Annotated in this window: 15 protein-coding genes, 1 tRNA gene and 1 pseudogene; 7 read left to right on the top strand and 10 right to left on the bottom strand. The window is 49.6% G+C overall.

Features of this window, described 5'->3' with window-relative positions; translation table 11 throughout:
• Positions 1–56 precede the first annotated feature (56 nt).
• Together O3C43_06975 and O3C43_06980 are read right to left on the bottom strand one after the other, a co-directional pair.
• On the bottom strand, positions 57–1,550 hold the full coding sequence (locus O3C43_06975; GenBank protein MDA1066230.1) for a twin-arginine translocation signal domain-containing protein: 1,494 nt from the start codon (positions 1,548–1,550) through the stop codon (positions 57–59).
• 267 nt (positions 1,551–1,817) lie between these two features.
• Complete coding sequence (locus O3C43_06980; protein ID MDA1066231.1) at positions 1,818–2,522, bottom strand: hypothetical protein; 705 nt, start codon at positions 2,520–2,522, stop codon at positions 1,818–1,820.
• 94 nt (positions 2,523–2,616) lie between these two features.
• Here O3C43_06980 and O3C43_06985 point away from each other — a divergent pair.
• From O3C43_06985 to O3C43_07005, 5 genes are all read left to right on the top strand, one after another.
• Positions 2,617–2,690, top strand: a tRNA-Gly gene (locus O3C43_06985).
• Positions 2,691–3,305: 615 nt separating this feature from the next.
• Positions 3,306–3,938 (top strand): hypothetical protein, encoded by a 633-nt coding sequence (locus tag O3C43_06990; GenBank protein MDA1066232.1) that lies wholly within the window; start codon positions 3,306–3,308, stop codon positions 3,936–3,938.
• Between the two features lie 108 nt (positions 3,939–4,046).
• Entirely contained in the window at positions 4,047–5,597 is a 1,551-nt protein-coding gene (locus tag O3C43_06995; protein MDA1066233.1) for a transposase, read from the top strand.
• 926 nt (positions 5,598–6,523) lie between these two features.
• Positions 6,524–7,780, top strand: coding sequence for an aminotransferase class V-fold PLP-dependent enzyme (locus tag O3C43_07000; GenBank protein MDA1066234.1), 1,257 nt, complete (start codon positions 6,524–6,526; stop codon positions 7,778–7,780).
• A gap of 203 nt (positions 7,781–7,983) precedes the next feature.
• Entirely contained in the window at positions 7,984–9,540 is a 1,557-nt protein-coding gene (locus tag O3C43_07005) for an arylsulfatase (GenBank protein ID MDA1066235.1), read from the top strand.
• A 997-nt stretch (positions 9,541–10,537) separates the two neighbouring features.
• On the opposite strand, the gene O3C43_07010 is transcribed toward O3C43_07005, so the two are convergent.
• The gene (locus O3C43_07010) at positions 10,538–11,896 is read right to left on the bottom strand and encodes a sulfatase-like hydrolase/transferase (GenBank protein MDA1066236.1); all 1,359 of its coding nucleotides are present in this window, start codon (positions 11,894–11,896) and stop codon (positions 10,538–10,540) included.
• 11 nt (positions 11,897–11,907) lie between these two features.
• On the bottom strand, positions 11,908–12,846 hold the full coding sequence (locus O3C43_07015; protein MDA1066237.1) for an amidohydrolase family protein: 939 nt from the start codon (positions 12,844–12,846) through the stop codon (positions 11,908–11,910).
• A gap of 96 nt (positions 12,847–12,942) precedes the next feature.
• Here O3C43_07015 and O3C43_07020 point away from each other — a divergent pair, with 96 nt between their 5' ends.
• Both O3C43_07020 and O3C43_07025 read left to right on the top strand, forming a co-directional pair.
• Positions 12,943–15,633, top strand: coding sequence for a c-type cytochrome (locus O3C43_07020; GenBank protein MDA1066238.1), 2,691 nt, complete (start codon positions 12,943–12,945; stop codon positions 15,631–15,633).
• A gap of 1,146 nt (positions 15,634–16,779) precedes the next feature.
• A complete protein-coding gene (locus tag O3C43_07025; GenBank protein ID MDA1066239.1) occupies positions 16,780–19,362 on the top strand; it encodes an exo-alpha-sialidase in 2,583 nt (860 codons plus the stop codon).
• A gap of 366 nt (positions 19,363–19,728) precedes the next feature.
• On the opposite strand, the pseudogene O3C43_07030 reads toward O3C43_07025, so the two are convergent.
• From O3C43_07030 to O3C43_07055, 6 genes and pseudogenes are all read right to left on the bottom strand, one after another.
• Positions 19,729–20,376: pseudogene (locus O3C43_07030) on the bottom strand (lipoyl synthase).
• A gap of 37 nt (positions 20,377–20,413) precedes the next feature.
• Complete coding sequence (locus O3C43_07035) at positions 20,414–21,409, bottom strand: ABC transporter permease (protein MDA1066240.1); 996 nt, start codon at positions 21,407–21,409, stop codon at positions 20,414–20,416.
• 7 nt (positions 21,410–21,416) lie between these two features.
• Entirely contained in the window at positions 21,417–22,886 is a 1,470-nt protein-coding gene (locus tag O3C43_07040; protein ID MDA1066241.1) for a sugar ABC transporter ATP-binding protein, read from the bottom strand.
• A gap of 46 nt (positions 22,887–22,932) precedes the next feature.
• The gene (locus O3C43_07045; GenBank protein MDA1066242.1) at positions 22,933–23,910 is read right to left on the bottom strand and encodes an ABC transporter permease; all 978 of its coding nucleotides are present in this window, start codon (positions 23,908–23,910) and stop codon (positions 22,933–22,935) included.
• A gap of 78 nt (positions 23,911–23,988) precedes the next feature.
• Positions 23,989–24,990: a sugar ABC transporter substrate-binding protein gene (locus O3C43_07050; protein ID MDA1066243.1), complete on the bottom strand. Its 1,002-nt coding sequence runs from the start codon at positions 24,988–24,990 to the stop codon at positions 23,989–23,991.
• The coding region (locus O3C43_07055) for an ROK family protein (GenBank protein ID MDA1066244.1) at positions 24,987–25,957 on the bottom strand (971 nt) is incomplete at its 5' end. The genes O3C43_07055 and O3C43_07050, both read right to left, overlap by 4 nt.

The raw sequence follows: 25,957 nt of genomic DNA on the forward strand, positions 1-25,957 counted from the left end.
CTTCTTTATCCCGAATTATTCAGAACCTTACAAGCCAAGTCGCCCGTATTCTGTAATTAACTTAGCGCGGCCCGGGTCCGAGCCACCAACCTATTGTCAGGTTTTTCATGGCCATCCAGCCAGAAAACGGTAGAAGAAAGGAAGCGCGCCCGGATTTCTGGCGAAAGATGCCGATAATCCTCCAGCATGGCGGAACTGAATTTATAATCATGTGAATCGTTGCCCTTGAGATAAATCATGCGCTGAGCGGCGGCAATAAATGACTGCGGGTCCTGAGACTGCTCGAGGTAGGCCAACGTCTTTTGCGCAGACAGTATCCTATTATTACCTACGTCCGATAAAACGTCTTCCAGGCTTGGAGTTCCCTCGACTGGATTGAAGGTGTCAATTGAGATACCCTCCCCTACGCCTCCGGCCCGACGAAACATAGTAAGGAAGGCCGAGTTCTGCAGGAGCAAATATCGCCGGGTCTCATCGTTGTTTGTGTGCTGGTATAGGTAGTGCATGGCATTGGAAGTCGTACACGCATGCAGCGCAACAATAGCTGGCCGCCGCATCATCATCTCAGCCGCATGCTGGAAATGGGCGTCCCAAATAGATTGTGGATCAATCCCACGGTTGAGCAGATCGATTACTTTTTTGCTGGCATCCTGCCAACTGCCCTGACGTAGAACGTTCAAAAGTTCCAACGAGGCTTCCGGCTTGATTTCTCCCTGTTGCCAACCGGTTCGAATTTCTTTGAGCGCTTGAAGATTTCTTCGACCGGGTCGATCGGCCTCGTAATCATTCTGGGCAGGGTTATCTTCGCCGCCTTCGAGGAGCGCGTATGCTAGCGAGCGCAGCACTGGCTCAGCATGTTGCCAGCCAATCGTTTTTAATGTCCTCCAAGCATTGGCTACATAAATGGCCTTGTGCCCGATGTCCCGGAAATCACGTGCACCATAACGACAAAATATATCGAATAGTTCTTCGTTTCCCGCCGATCGAGCCAGACCAGCTACAGCGCTATCCGCTTTGGTTTCATCCCACTGGTCCATGGCTTCTCTAAACAGAGCTAAAGCCTTTGAAGCGGAAGGCAGCATCCGTTCATCCACCGATGGCAAAATCCAATCACCTTCCGACACATCGCGCGCCTGAGACGATTTGAAATAGTCCAGAGCCCAGAATATGGGTAACCACCGATCACTATCAGGGGAGTTCTGACTGGCCAGGTGAGCGGAATGCACCACCAATACTGCATGAAACTTGAACCCGACCGGGCGTGGCTGGATATTACGCACGCCGGCAAGAAACAAGGATGTGAGCACTTCATGATACGAAGTTCCGGTTTTAATCCGGTGAGCGATCTCCTCCAACAATCGATCACGTGAGCTCTCTTCCAGTAAACGAACTAACGGCTCGATATCCGGACTGAATCGGACGAAGTTTGTTTGGATTTGCGACTCGGCCGCTCGCAGGACAGGAAGGCCTGGAATTAATCCACCATCTCCCAATCCCAAAAAAGCACCAGTAGCTGCACAGGATTTAAGAAATTGCCGACGATTGGACATATTGCTCACGACCGACTCATCATCGACCGAGTTGCATTAATCCGCAAGCCTCAAACCAGAGCCAATTCGGAGCAAGGGTGACGAGATCACTACCATCATAGGCAGGGTTTACCGCTTAATAACGCTAAATTCACGCTTAACTAATTCTCCTTTCAAATTAGTGCCTTTGAGCGTCCTTAGGTGTCCATTATAACTCCTGAAGCGACGTGGAAGGTGGATTAAAAATGCCAATGCAATAAACAAATTGTCGGCACGAGAATGTGATACCTATTTCGCAGACAGCTCCTTCAACGGAATCGGTTCGCGAACCCGAACATTATCGATGTAGAGATAGCTTTCCAACCCTCCTGTTTGAAATCCAAAGTTGTCCTTCTTTTCGGTAAAGCCGTCGTGCTGGCCAACGACCGATTTGCCATCAACCTGCAGACTCAACTTATCACCGACCGATTCAATAACTACGTGATACCACTGCCCTTCTTTGAGGTTCAATGGAACTTCCTTTATGACGAAGGTTGCTTCCTCATAATCACCCTTCAAGGGATCAAGACCCTGGTCACGCTTCTGCTTGGCCATTTGAGCACGCTTGCCTTTTTCCTTTATCTTAACCACCTGTGCCTTGTCGTAATGGATCTCTCCTTTTGAGACATGGACCAGATCCCAGTTGATCATCAGACGTGTGAATCCGTCCCCTTCCATCTTCATGTCGTATTCGTAAATGACATTATAGTGATCCAAATGGATTTTCCGAAAAGCGGTATGATTGTCTTCTGCTCGTTGTCTTCCGCGAAGTGTCCCATCCACAATATCCCATACACCCGCTCCTTCCCTGAAATGCTCGGGAAGCTCTTCAGAACCGAAGTCTTCTTTCAGGAGTAGTTCACCGGGTTTGGATAACAGATAACTTGTTTTGCCAAAACCGGCAGAACTCAAAAGCATACCAATCAAACCGAACACGAATAATTTTTTGATCATGATTAGGTAGATAGAGGGATTGATTCACTAGAGCGAATAAAAAGGATTGCTTGATCAGCCCCAGGAAGGAGTAGATTATCCCACTCTTTAATCAGCGGGCGTAGTACATCGGTAGTATGTGAGCTTCCCAAGCTTGAGAGGGGGGTTCGATTCCCCCCGCCCGCACCAAAGCTATTGTATATCATGGCTTTAAAGGGGTATTATTCCTGCCAAAACGAGCTAGGATCAAGCTCGGGCAGACATTTTGAATAAAGATCGAGAGGAACAAGAGAACAGACGGGACAACCTCATACCATACTTCTCGAATGGTAATTTTGGTATTCGAGGTTTCCACGAAAGAATTGGAAAATCCCGTCCCCCACACCAGAAAATGGAAGGCTCATAACTGCCACTTGATTTTTCAGGAGCAATACCTGATTGTAAGACCATAGGTTGATCACTGCGTAGCGGGGCCTCATTTTTTACTAAGATCCCATGGGACTCTATAAGATCGAGGCACTACACCAAGCTTGGCGAGAACACTACTTCACGACCATCGAGATCAACTGACTTGCAGGACAATGTCGTATCAAGTCTGTCATGACACCTTATATGGAAAGCCTATTTGCGTGAACAATCCCAATCTCACCATTCCTGCCTTGTCGCAATTTAAGAATCGCTCCTTCGTCCTTTCGTTACATACCCAAAAGCACAATAATCCAATTGCGCATTGACATAATAGCCTAATAACAGGGACACTTAATAGCATCACTTTAAGTACGCACAAAAACCTAATTAACAAAAATGAGTTCACCGTCAGAAAATCTGGCAAAGTCTCTTGAGCGCCTCAAGCAGCTCCAGAAAGAAGATGGTGCGGCAGCAATCCGCTCCAAGGACCTTTCTCGTACGGACCGTGAGCGTTTACTTAAAAATGGCTTCATCAAGGAGGTCATGAAAGGATGGTATGTCCCCTCCCGCTCAAATGAACTACAAGGCGAAAGCACAGCTTGGTATGCCTCATTCTGGCAATTTTGTGCCGCCTATCTCAATAACCGCTTCGGCAAGAATTGGAGCCTTTCGCCAGAACAATCGATATCTCTCCATGCGGGTAACTGGTCAGTTCCCAAACAATTACTGGTTCGTGCTACAAAAGCTGGTAACACGGTATCCAATTTCCCATACGAAACGTCTTTGATGGAAGTTCGCGCATCATTACCTAATCCTCAGGACGCGGTTGAATTAGACAGACTGAAACTGTTTTCTCTTGAAGCCGCGTTAATCTCAGCTTCTCCAACAATCTTTAAACAATCGCCAATGGAGGTCCGTATAGCACTTTCCATGGTAAAGGACGCTTCATCACTCCTATCACGCCTTTTGAATGGCGGCCATAGTAAGATTGGAGGTCGACTAGCTGGACCCTATTCGAAAAGGTGTTGATTGGGCGTAAAATGCGCGTGAAAAAGTTTAATAAATCCAGTATTAAGACTTGAATAGTGCCGCAACATACTAGTATCCAACAGCTTAACTACAATCAAGGAGCTGAATATGCTAGTATGTGCGACACAAAATAAAACAAACTTTTCCCTTCCGTCGGGCAACCTTTTTTTACCGGTTCCGGACACCGACTTTCGTGATTATCTGGACGAACTGGATGAGGTGCTCCGGTTTGCCCCGGAGATTGTGGCTGCAATCGAACAGGATCTGGATATTCATGCGCGGAAGAAAAAACACTTGCGCATGGAGGACCGGAGGTTCTTTGAAAGCCGCACCGGTGATCTGCCGCATCTGGATATCAGGCAGCGCACTATCGTTGCCGATGAATTGACCCTTGCGGTGGGGCGTCCTCGGATGCCGGGAAACGTGGTGTACCTCTTCCTGATGCTTCGCGGATTTCTCGGATCATTGAGCTCCAAGAGCGCCCAGCGCTTTCTTCGCGAATCGATGAGCCTGCACGCCTTGCTGCAGGAGCGGGAATTGAATATGCCGGGATGGACAACCATTCTGGAGAACGTGAACCTGGTAAGCCTTGCCACCCGGGAGTTAATCCTGGACAAACAGATTGAGTTTGTACTGAAAGAAAGCCTCGATGACTTCAAGGAATCGACGATCGACAGCACTGCGGTGAAAGCTAACAGCAGCTGGCCCACCGACGGGAAGATACTCACCGGCCTCTTGGGCCGGGTGCATCGCCTGGGACAGAAACTCCACATCTTGGGATTGCAGGACTTTCGCAAAGGATGGGTCCCGCGCTGGCTTGATGAGATGGACAAACTGGAGTTTCAAATCTGCCTGAGCGCGGGCAAACCCCATTCACGGGGCAAGCTGAAAAAGCACTACCGCAAACTGCTAAGGAAGGGCGGGCAAGCCGCTGACTCATTGAGGGGTGAACTCGCCCGTCTCGAAGAAGGTTTGAAAATGAACTCACTGCCGCCCAGCAGCCGGGAGTTTCTGAAGCGGGTGCTGGAGCGCATCCGCAACGATATTGCCGATGCGAAGCGGGTGGTCGAGTATGCTGCGGACCGCGTGTTCCACGGCAAGCAACTCCCCTCCACCGAGAAGGTCCTGAGTCTGTCGGACGGATCGGCGGGCTATATCAAGAAGGGTGGCCGCGATCCCGTCATTGGTTACAAGCCGCAACTGGTACGCAGCAAGAACGGATTTGTCACCAGCCTGATGGTTCCCCAAGGCAACGCGGCGGACTCCATCAAGCTCGTGCCGGCTATCCGCGAATCGATTGAGCGCACCGGGGTGATTGCCGAGCTGGTCAGCACCGATGACGGATACGCTTCAGCGAAGGGCCGCGGCCAACTCCTGAAGATGGGAGTGAAGATCCTCAGCATCAGCGGAGCCAAAGGAAAGAAGCTGACTGACCCGCAGGACTGGGACAGCGATGTGTATCGCGATGCGCGGCGGAATCGCTCGGCGGTCGAGTCGCTGATGTTCACGATCAAAGATGGATTTGAATTTGGCGAACTGGGTCGCCGCGGTATCGATGCGGTGCGCAACGAACTGTTGGAAAAAGTTCTGGCCTATAACTGCTGCCGGATCACCTTGGTGCGCAAACGGCACTTGGAGAAATTGAAGCAAGCGGCCTGAATCCAGCCCCTTACCCTGCGCAGCAGAGATTAGTACGGGATAACTGCGCCCAAAAACCAGACAAAATGCCCTGAACATGCTCTCGGCCCCGTTAATAAGCTTTCCACACCCGCTAAAGCCTCAGAGGGAGAGTCTGCAAGCACAACTCAAAGCAAAAAAAGCGAAAAACCTTCCTTCCGGAAGGCTTTTCGAACAGGGTCTAGCTACAAGGGATATAATCAAAGGGCATTTCATAATCAAAGTATTCGACCATGTAGAAGGAGCCCCGACGTTTCCAACCGGAAACGCTTATTCGGTAAAACAAGTATGGACCAAAGACTGAGTAAAGACACTACTTGGGTATAGGCATTTAAACTTTGTAGCAGGAGCGGGTTGTTATGTTGGTGTCGCTCCGCTCGAAACTGCGCTCCGCTTGTTGAGGTGTCGTCGCGATGCTCCTCGGTAACCCCGCGATTGCTTTGAGCCAGTCATACTGGTTGTGATTATTTTCGTTTTGGCATTAGCATGTGCGGACGATGTGGAGATTTGGAATATCTATCTAAAATGTCGATGGTCTTCGAGCATCGCGGGGTAAACCCGCTCCTACAGTAATGGGTGTAATTTAAAAAAAAGGGGGAGTTACAACTTTGATGCAGTTGATTTCCGGTGTCACATAGACAAAAAGGTAGGGCGGGTGCGTCCCCGTCGCACCGTGCCGTAGCCTTGCGCGAAGGCAGGCACCGCCGCCGAACGTCCCGGAAATACACGGCACTGCGAGGACGCAGTCGCCCTACCCATCTTGGGTTCAAGAAAAATTGGATTGAGCCGTTCGGTTTAGCAAAAGGCCGGACACTCCCCGCAGATAAAATTGCACCCTAAAGCAATCTCTTAAAAGTATCGCTGGCAATTTGTACATCCTCCTTCTAAGGTTAAAAAATTGAACTACCATGAATAAGCGTACCTTCATTAAACGGATAGCCTTGATGGGATTGACTGCTCCGGTGTTTTCCCAGTTGGAAAGCATACTTGGAGCTTTCGAACACCTTCCCTCGGAAAAGTTGGCCAAGAATAACGATTTCTGGGCGAAGATTCGAGCTACCTACAAACTCAAGCCCGACTACATCAATCTGGAAAGCGGTTTCTACTGCATACAACCGGAAGAAACGTTGGAGCATTTTATAGAGCATGTCCGCGAAGTGAACTACCAAGGCTCGTACTACATGCGGAATTTTCGGATCGAGAATAAGGCCAGAATAACGGCGAAGCTGGCTGAAATGGCAGGCTGCGGAGCCGATGAATTGATCATTACGAGAAACGCCACTGAATCCTTGGATACGGTCATTGGAGGGTATGATTGGAAAGCGGGAGACGAAGCGGTCTACGCAAACCAGGACTACGGCGCCATGCGGAACATGTTTGAGCTCGTAGAAAAGAGATACGGTGTGGTGAGGAGGGTCATCGATGTTCCCATGCATCCTAAGTCGGACGAAGAAATCGTCGAAGCCTATGCTGCGGCGATTACACCAAAAACTCGTTTATTGATGGTGTGTCACATCATCAACATTACCGGCCACATCCTTCCTATCCGAAAAATCTGCGATATGGCCCACTCTAAAGGAGTCGATGTGATGGTGGATGGAGCGCATGCCTTCGGTCATTTCAATTTCTCAATAAGCGACTTCAATTGCGATTACTACGGAACCAGTCTTCACAAATGGCTAAGTGTCCCACTTGGCGCAGGCTTCTTGTATGTGAAGAAAAAGAACGTCCATAAGATCTGGCCTGTGTTTGCCGATCAACCCAGGGAAGATGACGACATCCTTAAACTCAATCATACAGGTACCCATCCTGCGCATACCGACCTGGCGATTGCCAACGCCATCGACTATCATAACAGGATCGGAGGAGACCGCAAAGAGGCCCGCTTGCGCTACATTCAAAACTATTGGACGGATAAAGCCCGCAAAATGGATCATGTTATCATGAATACTCCCAAGGAGCGACATCGCTCCTGCGGAATCGCCACCGTCGGAATCAAAGGCATGGATCCAGTGGAGATGGCCACAACCTTATTGGAAAAACACAAGATCTGGACCGTGGGAATAAATGGAAGCGGTGTTAATGGCTGTCGCATTTCCCCGAATGTATTTACCACTACGGATGAACTGGATGTTTTTGTTGAAGCGCTGAAGAGCATGGGTTAATTGTTAAAAGTGCACTTTTTTGTGCTGAGTTACTAAGGCAATTTGGCTACCTTGTTAATAAACAGGTAGGGCCAGAGCGTCCCCGCTCTGCCGCCGAACATTCAATAATTACACGGCACTGCGAGGACGCAGTCGCCCTACCATAATATAGCATTAGGACATTTTACACTTGGTCTTAGCGAACGACTCTATTGATTGAGGGTATGTTCTCCTTTCAAAAGTCCGTTCTTCCCCTAATCAGTTTCCTATCCCTGACAATTGCTCTGTCAGCAGCAAAGCCGAATGTAGTCTACGTGCTCGCCGACGATTTGGGTTGGGGTGATTTGAGTTGCTTCAACCAGGAATCCAAAATCCATACCCCTCACCTGGATCGAATCGCAGCTGCCGGTATGCGCTTTACCGATGCCCATTCGGGATCAGGAGTTTGCACGCCTACCCGTTATGGAATCGTCACCGGGCGTTACAGCTGGCGTAGTCGCCTGAAACGAGGAGTATTGGGCGGAGCCTCTACGCATTTAATCAATACGGATCGTTACACCGTGGCGGACCTGATGAAAGACCAAGGTTACCACACGGCCATGATTGGAAAATGGCACCTGGGTTGGGACTTTGCGTATAGCAAAGGCGGTCCCAATGATCAGTACAATCTTAAGACCAACGATGTCATCGATTACAACAAACCGGTTAAAAATGGACCAGATGCGTTAGGATTTGATTATTATTACGGTCACTGTGGTTCTTTGGATATGGCACCTTATGTGTACGTGGAAAACGGCAAGATCACCGCCCCGCCTGATCGCATAACTGTGAATCAAGACTACAAAGGCTTCTGGCGTGAGGGTCTTACCGGGTCGGACTTTAATCACACCCAGACAACACCCAATTTTGTGAATCGCGCGATCAACTATATCGACAAACAATCTCAAACCAAGCAACCGTTTTTCCTCTATTTACCTCTACCGAGTCCACACACACCGATTCTCCCGATCTCCGAGTTCATGGGAAAAAGTAACACCAATTTTTATGGCGATTTTGTCATGCAGGTGGATTGGCATATGGGACAAATCATGGAAGCGCTTGAACGCAATGGGATCGCCGAAGACACACTGTTTATTTTTACGAGTGACAACGGTTGTTCACCCCGTGCCGTATTTGAAGAGCTGGACGCCGTGGGGCATAAGCCGGGAGGTATTTTCCGCGGAAACAAGGCCGATATCTACGAAGCCGGCCACCGTGTCCCCTTTATTGCGCATTGGCCAAAAGGCTTCAAAGGAGGATCCAGTTCCGAAGCCACCGTTTGCCTGACGGACTTGTTTGCGACGCTGGCAGAAATCACAGGAGCAAAGGTCCCCAAGAATGCGGCCGAAGACAGTGTCAGTTTCTACGACTCTCTAAAAGGGAACACCAAGCAGCATCGCGAGGCGACGGTTCACCATTCAATCAACGGTTCATTCGCCATTCGCAAAGGAGATTGGAAATTGGTACTCTGCCCGGGATCGGGTGGTTGGAGTTATCCAACACCCAATGAAACCAAGGACCTGGACCTGCCACCGATTCAGCTGTTCAACCTTCGCTCTGATCCTTCCGAAACCACAAATGTATATTCAGCCAATCACGACAAAGTGAGGGAGCTATACAGGTTACTGACCTCCTACGTCGAAAACGGCCGAAGTACACCAGGTCCCAAGCAATCGAATGAGGAAAATACGCCCTTCGATCCGGCGGGGTTTGAAAAACTTAAGGCGGAGTTGAATCTGTAAAGTTTTTTCAAACTGTAGGAGCGGCTTTACGCCGCGATCTTTCGATGAACGTCCAGTTGAAATCGCAACTTTGCTGAGAAGCTTTGTTGCGAATCATCAATTAGCTTTGCGTGGGATAATTTTTGGCCGCAAAAGATCGCAAAGAACGCAATAAATTCAGTTTCGGGTGTGTGCTAAATTAGCGTGTTTCAATTTTTGTCGAGTGTTTCCTGATTTTTGTTGAAACCACAAAAAGCGCAAAAGCCACAAAAGAAATCAGCCTAAGGGTCATTGGGTTCTTTGTACTGCTATCCGGTAGAATCTTATTTTTAAAGCAAAGTGTTCATGCCTCAACCCATCACGGTAACCTCTCGATTAACCAGTATTAAAATACGTTCGACGAAAACTGCTTAAACTACGAAAAGCACTGAATTACGCGAAAAACTGAAAGCCTTTCTTTATGACAGAAACATTTAACCATTCCAAGAATCAGACCCGAAATCCGAAACCGCATAAGCTAACCACGAATAATTTGGTCTTTTTTCATCAGTGGAAATCAGTGTCATCAGCCGTGCCGTGACGTAGCCTGGGCGGAGACTGGTGGTTAAGACCTGTATCTTTTTCCGTTTAGAAAAATGCTTTGAACAAGGCAACAGAGGAAACAGAGTTGTATGGATTTTTTCCTTCGTTATCTCCGTTACCCTGTCTTGGCCTGAGCAATGTCGAAGGGTTCAAATAAAAAAATGAACGAACAAACCTTTCAGGATATCGGACCGCTCGGCGTGTCGGTCCCTACCTTCTGATTCGTGTCAGTTGGTGTCCATTCGTGGTTAAGGAATCATTACAAAATCTGTGCCAATCTGAGCAATCTGTGGTTGAGTAAAACTGTGGTTGCGGCTTGGCTGCTCTAAGTTCCTTCGCGCCAATTCTAATGTATTAACAGTCATCTACCTGAATGGTTGACCGTATGATCGCGGCGTAAAGCCGCTCCTACAGTTTTATAATCACCAATATAATTTCAGAACGTTTCCTGCCACTTTCTAAACGTACCCTCCAACTTCGCGACGAGATCAGGAAACTTGTTCGCGAGGTTTCTGGACTCCGAAATATCGTTCTTCAGGTTAAACAGCTGCCAGAGTTCCTCTGAATCCTCCCGCACGATTTTCCAATCTCCCTCACGCAAGGCTTCATGCTTCTGATAAACGAAGAATAGCGACTCGTGAGGAGACTCGGCCCCGTCAGTCAGAGCCAGAAGCGGATTCTTGCCGTCGAAAACAATACCGGTGGGAAGCTTTGCATCTGAGAGTTCGGCGCACGCCGTCATCAGGTCGGGCGACCACAACGCTTCTCCGATTACCGATCCTGCTTCAATATGCCCTGGCCACCTCGCCATCGCAACAACGCGTATCCCACCTTCCCAGCAAGTGACTCCTCCACTCCTGAGCGGATCATTGATCCCCACGTCGATCCCTTCTCTATCGAGACGGAAGCCACCGTTGTCTGACATGAAGAAGACAAAGGTATTTTCCGCTACGCCTGCCTCCTCGAGGGAATCCAACACCTGGCCAATCCCTCGATCAAGAGCAGTGACCACCGCAGCGTACCGTTTCTCAACATTTTGCTCAGCCGGTGACCATCCATATTCTTCGAACGCCCAGTCCGGTGCCTGCCAGATATTGGGTTGACCCGGTTTTTTGTTTTTTGCGCTGGGAAAATGCGGAGCATTAAAAGGCAAATAGCAAAACCACGGATTGTCTTTCTTTGAGTTCCGTTGGATGAAATCTACCGCTGCATCGGCAATAATATCCGTGGCGTATTCGCCTTCTCGATGCAATTCCGTCGTGCCTTCGTAAAGATCGTGCCGAGTCCGGTAATTGTGATGATAGTAGTCCATGTTCCCGGATGCATGCCCTACAAACTCATCAAATCCACGCTCAGTCGGACGGGAGCCTTCGGCAAAGCCAATGTTCCATTTTCCAAAACAACCAGTAACGTAGGGTGTCGGGGCTGTTTTAAGAATCTGAGAAATTAATAGCTCTTTTTGATTTAGCCCAACGCCGTAATTTCCCTCCTCCCCTGACAATTGATCCAGCAATCCATGCCGTTGTGGAATACGACCGGTCAGCAAGCAGGCGCGGGAAACAGTGCATGTGGACGAAGCCGTGTAAAAGCTAGTCAGCCGGGTCCCTTCCTCCGCCAAGCGATCTAATCGGGGAGTTATGATCGAGGACTCAGAATTATAGCACCGAAGATCTCCATATCCGAGGTTGTCTGCGGTAATGATCAATATGTTTGGCGGGGATGATCGCGCCTCTGGTTGTATCAAACAGAAAACCGTCGCAACACTGGCAGCAAAAGTGATTAATGACTTTCTCATCAGTTAGACCTCTAGGAAATACGAATGATCCGACGGGCATTCTTTGAAAATATTTTGGCGCGAACCTCGGGATCATGCGCGTAAGTCCTCACGTTGGCGATCTGGCCCGAACCTTTGCAGCTTTCCCCTTCCCCTTCTATGTCGGGACAATCAGTTCCAAGACACAGTTTATCCTGATGTCTTTCCAGAAACGCAGCGGCATGTTCCGGATCGCGATCCAGCGCATTCTTGCCCGAGCCCGCCGAGAGGTCGCCATACATATTCGGGTAGTCGGCCAGGTAGCGATCCGTCAATCCACCCGGGGTAACAGGCCCTGCAGGATACATCACTTCCTGCTCATGCTTCGCATCAATATTGCCCCACCAGGTCTGAGCATGACCAATGAAATTCACATCGGGAAAGCGTTCGAGGATTTTGTAAAAGCGTTCGAAGCCGTGATTGTACATGCCATGCTGGAAATGAATCAACACCGGCACCTGATACTCGTTGGCCAATTCGTAAACCCGAATCATCGGAGCGGAGTCACAGTCGATATTAAACTTCATTTCTCCGATCCCAACCGCGCCTTTCTTTAGCCACGACTCCATCGATTCGATGGCACCATCCGTATCAGGTACTTCGCAACAGAAGTAGACAAACTTGTCAGGGTGCTCCTGAGTTAACTCATAGGCCGACTGCGTCACCGAGATTTTCGCAGCCAATCCGTTGGACTCACCAAAATGCGTAGACTCCACATTCAGGTACGAACCCGCTGGAAGTAATACCGATCGCGTAACACCCATCCTCTCCTGATGGGCAATAAAGTCAGGATCACTACGGTTCACATAGTTGAGGTGTTGGTGAATATCGATCACCTCTTCCTTCTTTTTATTGGAGCAGCCTTGAGAAAATGCCATACCGGCAAATCCGCAGGCGGCAGTGATTGCAAATTGTCTTCTTCCTATCAACATGGCAGTTCAGTGATTACAAAACGCCTACCTTCTCTTAGCCAGCTTTTTTCAACGTTTCCCGTAAAGCGAATCCAGTCCAGCGAATTTAACTATGCGATGAAATCGCTCGGAACGTGGTCCACTTTCATTCTCTTTCTAACGACCGCTATAGCCGGAATGGGACAGGAACCGGAGATCGATCCATCGCAACTCCCCCGCATCCCAGCTACAGAACCCGAAAAGGTATTCGAAACCTTTGAAATTAGTCCTGGATTCCAACTTCGCCTCGTTGCCCACGAACCGAAGATAGTGGATCCTATAGCCATGGCATTCGACGAAGATGGAGGCATGTATGTCATCGAGATGCGCGGATATTCTGAGCGCAGGGAAGAGGCGCTAGGTCGAATCCGTTACCTGGAAGATGTAGACGGCGACGGCATATTCGAAACCTCCACTATTTTCAAAGATGGCCTGAAATGGCCTACGGGAATTGTCTGCTACAAAGGAGGTGTCTTTGTTGGAGCGACACCGGACCTTTACTACTTCAAGGACCTGGATGGCGACCGTGTCAGTGACGAGGAGCGACTCGTTTTCACCGGTTTCGGAGAAGGCAATCCGAGGCTCAATATGCAGGCGCTCTTCAACAGCTTTCGCTGGGGACCCGACAACCGAATCTGGGGTGCCACCGCAGCGAATGGGGGCAACGTTACCAACCCAATCGATCCAAACTTTGGGCCGGTATCTATCCGGGGTGCGGACTTTTCGTTCGATCCTGAGAAACTGGACCTTCGACCTGAAAATGGGACCGCACAATATGGAATGAGCTTCGATTCCCTGGGCCGCCGATTTGTATGCAGCAATTCACAACATGCCCTCTGGGTGGCATACGAACGAAACCATGTCCGAGCTAATCCCTTTTACGATCTACCCGCCGCATTGGTGGATATTCCAAACGACGGAGCTGCAGCTCCCGTTTATCGCATAAGCGCGGATGAACCGTGGCGCGTCGTTCGAACGCGGTGGCGGGTATCGGGTGTGGTCAAAGGTATGATCGAAGGCGATGGCCGTGTCTCCGGCTACTTTACCTCGGCCACCGGCATTCATGCCTACTGGGGAAACGCCTATGGGGAAGCCTACCAAAATAATCTATTTGTCGGCGATGTAGGCAGTAACCTGGTCCATCGCAAAGTGCTCAAGGAAATAGGAGGACAGGTCCAACCAATTGCCATCCGAGCTGATGACGAAAATCAAACGGAATTCCTGCGTAGTAGCGACAACTGGTTTCGACCCGCGAGTTTTTCCACCGGTCCCGATGGTTGTCTCTACATTTGCGACATGTACCGCGAAGTTATCGAACACCCCTGGTCGTTGCCCCCAGGAATAAAAAAACACCTCGACCTCAATAGCGGTTTTGATCGCGGCCGAATATACCGCGTCGAACCGGAAGGGTTCATGAGGTCGCCAATTCCCAAACTCTCAGAAGCAAGCAATACGAAGCTTGGTATTTTGGCTCGTCATGCGAAAGACGACTGGCAGCAAACGACCGCAAGGCGTTTACTTTTCGAACGTGGAAACTCGTTTGAACACAAGGCAATTCAATCCCCATTTCCAGCGAGTCTCAATGGCGAAGAATCATTGATAAAAAACTTGTCGGACTGGAAAGGCGATCCATGGCTCGAAGCCGCCATTCTCAATTCTCTTCGTGATGAATCGGCGATCATCGCCGCATGGAAACATCCGTCGGTAAAAGAGTCTGATGGTTTTATTTTGGAGTTGGCCAAAATGTCCGGACGAAACGGCAACAAGAAAGTACTCGAAGCCGCATTAGGTAGTTTAGCAAGTTCCAGCTTGCCTGTTCAAATCGTCACCTGGTTAACAGCATTTAAAGACGGGGTTTCATATGCGAACGGAGATTGGGGCGAAATCGAAAGACTTGAAATCCTATCAGGTCTTTTTACGAACGCAGCCAAAGTTGCGAACGATTCTGAGGCACCGGAGGCGGACCGCCTGAGTGCTCTACGTTTGTTAAGACTCCAATCTGGAAACGCAAACGAAGCATTACGCAAAAGCATTCTAGTGAACGAGTCCTCCTCGGAGTCGCTAGCGACAGAGGCGGTACGGGAAATCACAGACAACTCGTTTATCATAGAGCACCTCGACAAACTATCCTCAGAGGCACGCGACTTCGCAGTCAGAAAAATGATCAGTAAGCCCGGGGATGCACTCCAGCTCCTTGAAGCCATTGACGAAAACCGATTGAGAATCGAGGAGGTACCTGCCGATGCGATACAAACGCTTCGTGAACACGAAAACCATGAGGTACTGAAAATAGCTGCGCACGTTCTCCCCGCTGTTGAGCAACGATCGGGGCTTATTGAGCGCTACCAAGCTGCACTTGAAACTGCTGGAGATCCACAACGCGGTGAAACCATTTTCAATAACACCTGCCTTAGCTGTCATCAGACTCAGGACGGCAGAGGGTTTGTGTTCGGACCACCCATTGCTACCTTTAAAAGCGCGGGGAAAGATTCCATTCTGAACAACATCCTGGACCCCAACAAAGAAGTGGCACCTCAATATCAGGCATTTCATTTCAAGCTAAACAACAGTGAATCTTATACAGGGATGATCGCCGCCGAAGACAGTCGCAATGTTACTCTAATGCTTCCGGGCGGTATCAATAAAATTTTCCCTCGGAGCGAGGTTGGGAGTATGAGTGGAATTGGTCGCTCTCTTATGCCCGAAGGCCTGGAGCATACATTCACGATAAATGATATGGCCGATCTACTCAGCTACTTGACTCAATAAACTGTTGGAAAAAAGAATTTTAACCACTGATCAACTTAGAGCAGCGAAGCCGCAACCAAAGTTTAACCACAGATTGCTCAGATGCGCACAGATATTGTAATTATGAAACCACGAATTGACCAAGTGACACGAATCATGAGGTAGGGACTGATCGCCGAGCGGTCCGATATCCTGAAGGGTTTGTTCGTTCATTTTTTTATTTCCAACAGGAGGCAACGGAGAGAACGGAGGAAAAAATCAATACAACTCTGTTTCCTCCGTTGCCTGTTGGAAATGAAAAAAACTTAACAACCTGTCTTCGCCAAGGCTACGCCTCGGCACGGCGGAGTGCCCTGAGACTCGGAGAAAAAGCATACATGGTTATTTCCGCATTCCTTTAGCGAATCAATTTCTCAAAAGGAAAAGATACAAATTTTAACCACCAGTCTCCGCCCAGGCTACGTCACGGCACGGCTGATGACACTGATTTTCACTGATGAAAAAAGACAAAATCATTCGTGGTTACTATTTTCTTTTCAAACGGATCCAGCCTTCAGTTTTTTGCGTAATTCAGTGCTTTTCGTAGTTTAAGTATTTTTCTTCGAACTTATTTTAATACCATCTATTCGCGAGGTCACCGTGATTGGTTGCGATATGAATACTTTGCTTAAAAAACAAGATTCTGCCGGATAGTAGTAAAGATTCACACTGATCCATGAAATGGTTAGGCTATATAAATTTAACCGCCATCAGTGCTCATCAGTGATGGTATCGGTGGTTGAAAAAAAGAAGAGAAAAAATAAATCAGGATCCTAAATCTTGTTTGCTACGAGCCATCTAGATCTCCACTACTAAAAGATAGATTTCCCCCATGACGATGAACCCTTCTCGCAGATCTCGCCATAGTTCTTCAACGACGGCGTAAGATCAACTACTCAAATTCCAACAAGACGCCGCTCAAAATCCAGACACGCGGGTTTTGGTGTCAGACTTTGTGCCTTCTGCGCTTCTTGTGGTTTCCACATCTAACTTCCTGCCGCTGGATTGGAGAACTTAGCGATTAACCGGAGTCATTTAGCTCGGCCTGCGATCATTAGTGCAACCCAATTGTATTGTAAACTTTCCGCACTGTTTCAGTGTCTGGAAGCAACCCGTTACCTTCGAGCTATGAACCCCAAGGCGCGCTTTTATCTCTTCTGTGTTACTCTCCTGACCACAACCATTACGTGGCAACCACTTCTCACGGGCTCCTCCTATCCTGAAATCGACAAGCACTTCAGCATCTACGAAAAGCGGGATGTCTATTCCGCTTGGCCGGCGATTGCCCGGGCGGAAAACGGTGACCTTCTAGTTCAATTTACAAGGACCGAAGAACATATGTCTCCCAACGGGGAGATTCTTCAAGTTCGATCGACCGACAATGGAGAAACCTGGCAACCACCCTCCATTGTTTATGATACCATTGTGGACGACCGTGAGTCTGGCCTAACCGTGTTACGGGATGGTCGGCTGCTTACACATCTCCGCTCGGTTAAATTTCCGGACACCACCTACACCACTATGCCAGCCACGTCCTACCCACCAGAGTTGATCACGCGTTGGGCTGACTATGTAACCAGGGAGGATTATAAAAACGCAGACCACCTCCATCGTGCCTGGCAAACGATTTCCACCGATAACGGTTACACCTGGTCCTCTCCCACACCCGGAACCGATTCCATCCATGGCGGCATCCAACTGGCCGATGGTTCACTACTGGTGGCCTCCTATCGTGAGAGTCCGGAAAAACTTGGCATTTATGCCACGCCGAATCCGGAAACACCCTGGGAACACATCGCAACCATCGAGACGCCACCCGAGGTCTCGGACAACATTCGATTTGGCGAACCTCACATCCTGCAATTGCCGAGCGGACGCGTCATCTTGATGACCCGGGCCACCGCAAAACCCTATGACGATCAATCCCCGCTATGCAACTTATGGGGCACTTACTCCGACGACCATGGCAGGACCTGGGCCCCACCCTACGAAACGCCACTCTGGGGATTCCCTCCGCACCTCACCCTGCTGTCGGACGGTCGCGTGCTTTGCACCTACGGTCATCGTCGACCTCCCTACGGCCAACGCGCCTGCGTAAGCGAGGATGGCGTGAATTGGAGCTTGGCCAATGAATACATCTTACGTGACGATGCACCCAATAAGGATCTCGGTTACCCGGTTTCCATTGAGCTTTCCCCGGGGAAAATACTTACGGTCTATTACCAACAAAATGTGGAACCAGGTTTTAAGCCGGAAGCAGGACCACCCCACCCCAACCGGAAAAAGCCCGGCATACTCGGCACTATTTGGAATCTCCCTGGCTATGAAGACCAAGCAGATGAAGTCATCAGCATCGGCTCCCGGCGCGAGCTCTTTGTCGACGGTTTTCTCATCGATAAACTGGAAAACGTTCGCCAGGAGATGCACCGTCCGGACCGTGAGGGTGTTGCCTTCTATTTCGACAAACCCTGGGAAGGAAACTGGTCCGCCTACCCAACCGTGATCAAGGACGGTGAAATTTATAGAATGTATTACCGGGGACTTCCCGCGGTTGGAGACAAAATGCACGCGGTGACCTGCTATGCCGAATCAAGTGACGGCATCACCTGGACCAAGCCGAACCTCGGACTCTACGAGGTCATGGGCACTCGGGACAACAACGTGATTCTCATGGAGAAGGAAGTATGGTCTCATAACTTCAGTCCGTTTCTCGATTCACGACCTGGCGTTCCCAAGTCAGAACGTTTTAAAGCTATCGCCAGCGAGAAAAAAGACGGCCTGGTATCCTTCGCATCTGCCGACGGGATACATTGGAAACGCTGGAAAGACGGATTCTTCTTCACTGACGGAATGTTCGATTCCCACAACGTCGCCTTCTGGTCAACCAGCGAAAAACAATACGTCTGCTATTTCCGAACCTGGACAGGAACCGAATATTCCGGCTTCCGCACGATCGCTCGTACCACGTCCAAGGATTTCATCCATTGGGAACCCAAAGAGGAAATGACCTACGGTAATACGCCTCAGGAACACCTGTATACCAACGGCACGCATCCGTACATCCGTGCGCCTCATATCTATATCGCTTTGGCCAAACGCTTTTTTCCCGACAAGGCAGCTCTCAGTAAAGACGTCGCAGCAAAACTGGTCGACAATCCAGACTATGGAAAAGCTTCCAGCGATTCGATCTTCATGAGCACACGCGGTGGCAACCGCTATGATCGCAGATTCATGGAAGCCTTCATCCGTCCAGGAGAAACCTTGGAAGACTGGGTAGCCCGTGACAATACACCGGCCCTTGGCGTAATTCAAGGGAATGATCGACAGCTCTTCATGTACCGCATGTCTCACTACGGACAGGACAGCTCTCACATGACACGCTACTCCCTACGCCTCGACGGCTTTGCCTCCCTCTCCGCTCCCTATCAAGGAGGTGAAATAACAACCAAACCATTCACCTTCTCCGGCGAAGCGCTGACGATCAACTACGCCAGCTCCGCCGCCGGCGAAATCCGTGTTGAAATCCAAGACCAAAACGGCCAACCCATTCCCGGATTTACCCTCTCCGATTGCCTCCCCATCTTCGGCGACGAAATCGAACGCACCGTTCAGTGGGATAACACCCCTTCGCTTTCCAACTTGGCCGAAAAACCAGTCCGCCTTCGCTTCTTCCTCAAAGACGCCGATCTGTTCGCGATACGCTTTAAATGACAACGAAGCTTTTCGTTTTCTTGATATCGGAAATTTAAACCGACCTCTATACGCCTCAGTAAAACCTCGAGATCCAAGGTAGATCCCCCACACCATTCGAAGCCGCTTCCTGAGGCAACCGCCATTCTTCCCCTCTACAAGAAACTTGACCATTGACTATTGACCCTATCGGTTAGTCCCCTCCCGGTTGAAGCGATAGTTTAACGGTCAATGCTAAACAACTTGGTTCGCCCCATGATTTGCCCTGATATGGTCCCCTGATATATTGGAGGTTTTCCCGTGGAGAAAGCAAAAAGGAGTGGAAGCTTGTGGAGGTTTATTTGTCGAAATCCAAGATATGACCCCCTATTTCCCCCCCGCGTTGCGAATATCCTGCATGACTTCCTTGATCTCGTCCTCCTTCTCGCCAATACCAAGCATGATGCCTGACTTAGTTATAAAGCCCCGCGATTTGGCATGCTCCAGAACCCAGAGGGACCGCTCATAACGGGCGGTCTTGCGAATCGGTCTTTGGAGGCGCTTCACTGTTTCCAGGTTATGGTTAAATATATTGGGACAGGCATCCAGTACAACATCTAGATGCTCCTGCCGGCCTTGGAAATCAGCAGTAAGCACTTCAACCGCGCATTCCGGTATTCGGTGGTGGACGGCACGAATTGTTGCAGCCCAGACAGAAGCACCGCCGTCCATCAAATCATCTCTTGCAACAGAAGTGATTACGACATACTTCAAATTCATCCTGGCTATCGACTCGGCTACCCGAGCAGGCTCACCCAGATCGGGCTCCGACGGACGGCCAGTTTGGATCGCACAGAAAGCGCAGGAGCGTGTGCAGACATTCCCAAGTATCATAACCGTGGCGGTTCCTCGCGACCAACATTCCCCCATATTGGGGCAACGGGCACTCTCACATACCGTGTGCAGTGAATGGCTCTCTACAATCTCGCGTGTTTCGTTAAAGCCGTTTCCACCCGCAATCTTTACCCTCAACCAATTTGGTTTTCGATTTTCCATGAGTCGACAATTCGCTGGTAAGTCTTATTAAAAAACGCTAACGCAACTCTCCTTTATGCTGCATTGAGTCGAGTGCTATGGCGAAAAAGATGATGACGCCTCTTACTATGGTATAAAGAAAGGGAGACGCATTCATCATCGCCAATCCATTCATTATGGTCGTTATGAGAAGGATGCCAATTATCGCACCCGGGATTATATTCCCCTTGCCCCCGAATAGACTAGTTCCTCCGAGAACTGCGGCGGAGATGACAATGAATTCATTGCCTTCGCCGAAACCGGCAGCTACGCTTCCTATCTGTCCCGCCGACAATATGCCACCCAGAGCACCCAGCCCGCCGCATACCATGTAGGCGATGATGATGTTGCGGTTAACCTTGATTCCAGTGCGTTCCGCATTCCCGGGGGAATCGCCTATGGCTAGCAGGTGGCGGCCATAGGCCGTATGACGCAATACATAATCAAACACGATTAAGACCAGTATGAAAATGATCAGCACATAGGGAACCGGCCCCAATCGGCCATTCGACAATCCACCCAGCACGGATACATTGATGGAGGCAGAGCCGGAAAGTTTTAATCCCAAGCCCCTCAGGATGCTTCCAGTGGCCAGGGTCACAATAAAGGGGAGTATGCAAAACCGCGTCACCAACACCCCGTTGATGTATCCGACCGCACAACCCAGGGTCAGGACGATGCCGAGCACCAGACAGAGGCCTCTGGCATCGGCAAAATAGGCCTCCGGAATCAGGTGGGTGGTTGTAACCAGATAACCGACAAGAGTGGAAATAAAAAACATACTGCGCCCGACAGAGATGTCGATTCCCACAACCAGAAGCACGAAAACCATGCCGACTACAGCGATTCCCAATGGGGATGCTTGTTGCAGAATCAACAAAATATTGGCGATCGTCAGGAACCGGCTGTTGACCAAAGAAAAGGCGATCAGCAAAAGTACGAACACGACATAGATGCCATACCGCGTCAGTAAGGACAAATATTCGGAACCGTGTCGTCGTTTATTGGATTGCATGCGCTAATTATTTTCCAAGCAGGGCCAACTGCAGAATTTTCTCCCGGTCATATTCCGACTTCGGGATGTCACCGGTGACACGACCGTCTTTCATAACCAGTATACGGTCGCAGGTTCCAATGAGCTCTTCGATTTCAGACGATATGAACAACACGGCCGATCCGCTTTTCGCCAGGTCGATAATAATGGAATAAATCTCGAACTTCGCTCCGACGTCCACACCGCGGGTTGGTTCATCGAGTATAAATATTTTCGGGTCATTCATAACCCATTTCCCGAAAACCACCTTTTGCTGGTTCCCACCTGAAAGGCTGTTTGCCAACTGATGTCTATAATCCGATACTTTTATTTTAAGGTCCTTTATGGCCTTGAGATTATGTTTTTCCTTTTCCTTTACGTCGACTACCCCGATCCGATTCGACAGCCGGGACATCTTCACCAGGCTTAAGTTTTCGTCTATCGATTTGGTCATTAACAAACCCTCATGGTGCCGATCTTCGGTGATAAACGCCACATCTTGCTTGATACACACTTCGGGATTTAAATGAGAATGTTTTCGGGAATGGAGTGTGACTTCACCCTCATCCATTGGCTGCACCCCAAACAAAACCTTCGCAAGATCCGTTCGCCCAGCCCCCATCAATCCGTACAAGCCCACTATCTCACCTGCCTTGAGGCTGAGAGATACTCCCTTTACTTTATCGGCGCACCGGATGTTTTTCGCATCTAAAAGAACGGTGTCCTGAATTTCCTTTTCGATTGACGGAAAGACCTGGGTCATTTCACGGCCCACCATGCATTTAATAAGCTCGCTTTCGGAAAATTCAGTCGTCGCTTTGGTTTCGATGATCCGACCATCCCGCAACACGGTAATTCGATCACACAAGCGGAAAACATCTTCCAGGATATGCGAGATGTAGATGATGGAAATCCCCTTATCCTTCAGGTCATCGATGGTTTTAAAGAGATCCTCTTTTTCTCTCCTGGAAAGCGATGTCGTTGGTTCATCGAAAATCATGATCCGGGCATTTTTCATCAGGCCCTTTGAAATCTCCACCATCTGGCGGATTCCGGTAGGGAGGGATCGCACTTTTGTATCGGGCGTCACCGGCAAGGAAAACCGGTCCATGCACACTTCCGACAATCTTCGCATCTTTTTCCGGTCGATGGCCCCGACACGGTTTTTGGGAAAACAATCAATAAACAGGTTCTCCGCTACGGTTAAATTAGTAAACAGGTTCAACTCCTGGTGTATGAATGCGATACCCATTTCCGTGGCCACCAAAGGACTTCGGGGTGCATACGGTTCGCCGGCCAGCTCCATGCTCCCGGAATCCATGGGCAGCACTCCACCGATTATGTTCATCAGGGTTGATTTACCCGCTCCGTTTTCCCCTATCAGGCCCAGGACCTCTCCTTTCTTCAAATCAAAATTGAGTCCATGAAGCACTTGGACACCCGTGAAGCTTTTCCTCACATTTCTTATATTAAGTACGATGTCCGACATAGCATTCCTGCGTTTCTTAACTTACTCTTTTCCGATGGTTGAGCACATAGGATGACATGGCGGACACCACGACTAACACGCCAAGCACGATCATGATAGTGTACCAGCCAACTCCGAGAAGATTCATCGTATTGTTAAGCAGGGTGATAAACAAAACCCCGAGAAGCGTTTTATTCACACCTCCAAATCCTCCGGAGGTACTTGTTCCACCTACAATGACACTGGCTATGGTGGTGAGAAACATCTGATCGCCGAGAGAGGCCATACCCACCTGATTTCTTGCGGTTGCGATAATGCTTGCGATCCCTGCAAGAAGCCCGGAAATCACCATCAACATAATGATGGTTTTCTTCACCGGAATGCCCGAGATGAAGGAAGCCTTCGGATTGACCCCGATCGCAAATACGCGCTTTCCGAATATCGTACGATTCAACAGCCAGTTCGAAATGAGCCAGATGGAGAAGGCGATCAGAATAGGTACTAGAAAATATTTCCCTTCCCCTCCGAGCACAAAAAATGCCTCTGGCAATCCCGTTATGGAAGAGCTTTCACTAACCATACTCGCAAACTGAACCGCGAGCCCCAAGACGATCAGCTGCGTTGCCAGGGTTGCCACAAAGGAAGGCATTTTTAGTTTTACAACAGAGAAACCGTTTAACAAACCCACCAACACACCGATGCTCATCATAGCCAGAATGGCAATGGGTATGGACAGAGCCGGCTGCCCTGCCAGGGGAGACAAAGCCATAATATAAGCGCCAACAACACTTCCCAGGGCCAGGATGGATGTAACCGAAAAATCAATCCCGCCATTGAGCACCACAAAGGTTAGCCCGCAGGAGATGATTAACAGATCCGCTGATTGCAGCAGGTAATTCTTAAGATTATACACCGAGAAGAAGTGGGGCACAAAGAAGATCGCCAGAACAAAAGACACGATAAGCAGCGGCAATATCGGCATATCCCGAAACAAGCCTGATAAATGATTTTTCAATCTAGGAGTCGTAACTTTCATTCAGATTGCGGGCTTCAATACAGGTGCCGGGACACAGTCCCTCCATTAAATGGATTACTACTTAAGCAGAGAGTAACTCCAGACCGTGGGCGCGGCCTCTTTAAAGTTATCAATCGTTACTATCTGACCTTCGTCGTAGATGATATTCCGAGGAGGAGTCTCGCCTTCTATAAGCTTAAACGCCCACTCAACGGCAAGTTGGGCTTCCAAAATAGCATCTTGTGCAGCATCCGCCCAATTGTAACCATCTTTCAAATACTGCATTCCCGTTTCATCGCCATCAAAACTGACCACGGGGAAATGGTTAGGCTCTCCGATTTTCGCCCAACGACCATGCTGCTCCAGAACGGACCTGATGGGAGGCCACAGATAATCAGAAGGTGTAACAATGAGGTTCGCATCGGGATTCGCCTGCAAGGCATTCTGCAGCCCTTTCAGGGCCGTATCCAGCTTCCACTCGGTCGGGACTTCAGTCAACAGCTTGAACACATCCGGATTCTTGGCGATTGCATCAAGGTGGCCAGTCTTACGGAGCGCACCATTTTCATCACTCAGGTTACCAATCAAAAGTACTACCTTGTATGATTTTCCTTCGCGCCGCGCAATAGCGGCAAAGGCATTCAGAACCTCACTCGCCAGGGCCTTATTGTCCGCGATTACCTGGACATCGGGCAGAATATCACCGGATACGGATCGATTAATCATTACAATCGGCACACCCGCCGCCTTACACTTTTTGATGGACTTAACTACGGCGGAGCTATCTTTGGGAAAGCAAAGAATGGCGTCTACCCGCCGTGCGATCAGATTTTCAATTTGGACGTTTTGCTTCGCAGCATCACCTTCCGCCATAACTGAAATTATTTTCGCTCCCCTTTTCTCCGCCTCTTCGATTACTGCTGAGTGATTCACAACCAGCCATGCCGATTCCAGAGAATCATAGGACAAGCCCAGGGTAATGGATTTTGCGCCGCTTGCACCATCCTTTCCGTTGCCTCCGCAACCGGCAATCAGCCCTATGGACAGGGCAAATGCCGCAAGTTTTGTTATCATGTTCATAGGGTAATTTTCCTTAATTCCTGTTTTTCAATAGTTCTGCGAACCTTGCAGATGGCTCCCAGGACACCCACGGTGTCACCAAGGCTGGAAGCAATGACTTCGCATTTCGTCAGGTCCTTGAAAAGCAACCAGCAATTGTCTCGCATTGTTTGGTTGATGGTGTCCAGCACCCAACCACACCGTTCGGCAAGTCCGCCCACAATCACGATTTTTTCCGGTTGCATCGTCAAAACCAGATTGGCACATAAGCGGCCGATTAGAACCGCAACTCGTTTCAGTATCGCTATTGCCACCTCGTCGCCACCTTCGGACGCCTCAAAAACCATATGGGAAGTCACCTTCTCAGGATCGTTGCCACACATTTCCCGTAGGAGGGTTTGGCTGCCACTCTGGACGGCCAGGCGTCCGTGTTTAGCAATGCCACCACCGCTCACCAGGGCATCTACGCAGCCGCTGGCTCCGCACAGGCAGGGCCAGTCGTCATCGCTGACCCGTGAATGTCCAAATTCAGGAAAAAGGTTGTCCGGGTATTCCTGCACCTCCCCGTCAATCACCAGTCCGGCGCCCAGGCCGGTGCCCCAAGTCAGGACAGCAAAACGATTGCAGGTCTTTCCGACTCCAGCCCAATGCTCACCCCAGGTTGCCGCCACAGTATCAACATCCGCCACGACGGGGACGCCAAAGCGTTCCGCGATCGGCCGGGTTAGCGAGATACCCTCCATGAAATCCCAATCGGGACCCCATAGAATAGCTCCGGTCTCACGGTTGACCACCGCCGGCACGTCGATTCCGATTCCGAGAATATCGTGGCGTTTATTTCCTGTTTCCTTCAGAGCCCTATCCACACCCTCAACAATCTGCCGATGCATCTCTTCAGGCGAACCTCGCAGGTATGATCGTTTCGTAAAATATTTGAGTTCTGGTTGCTCTGCGGCAATAGCGAAACGCACGTTGGTTTTGCCGAAAT

The sequence above is a fragment of the Verrucomicrobiota bacterium genome, assembly GCA_027622555.1.
In the GTDB taxonomy this organism is placed as follows: domain Bacteria; phylum Verrucomicrobiota; class Verrucomicrobiia; order Opitutales; family UBA2995; genus UBA2995.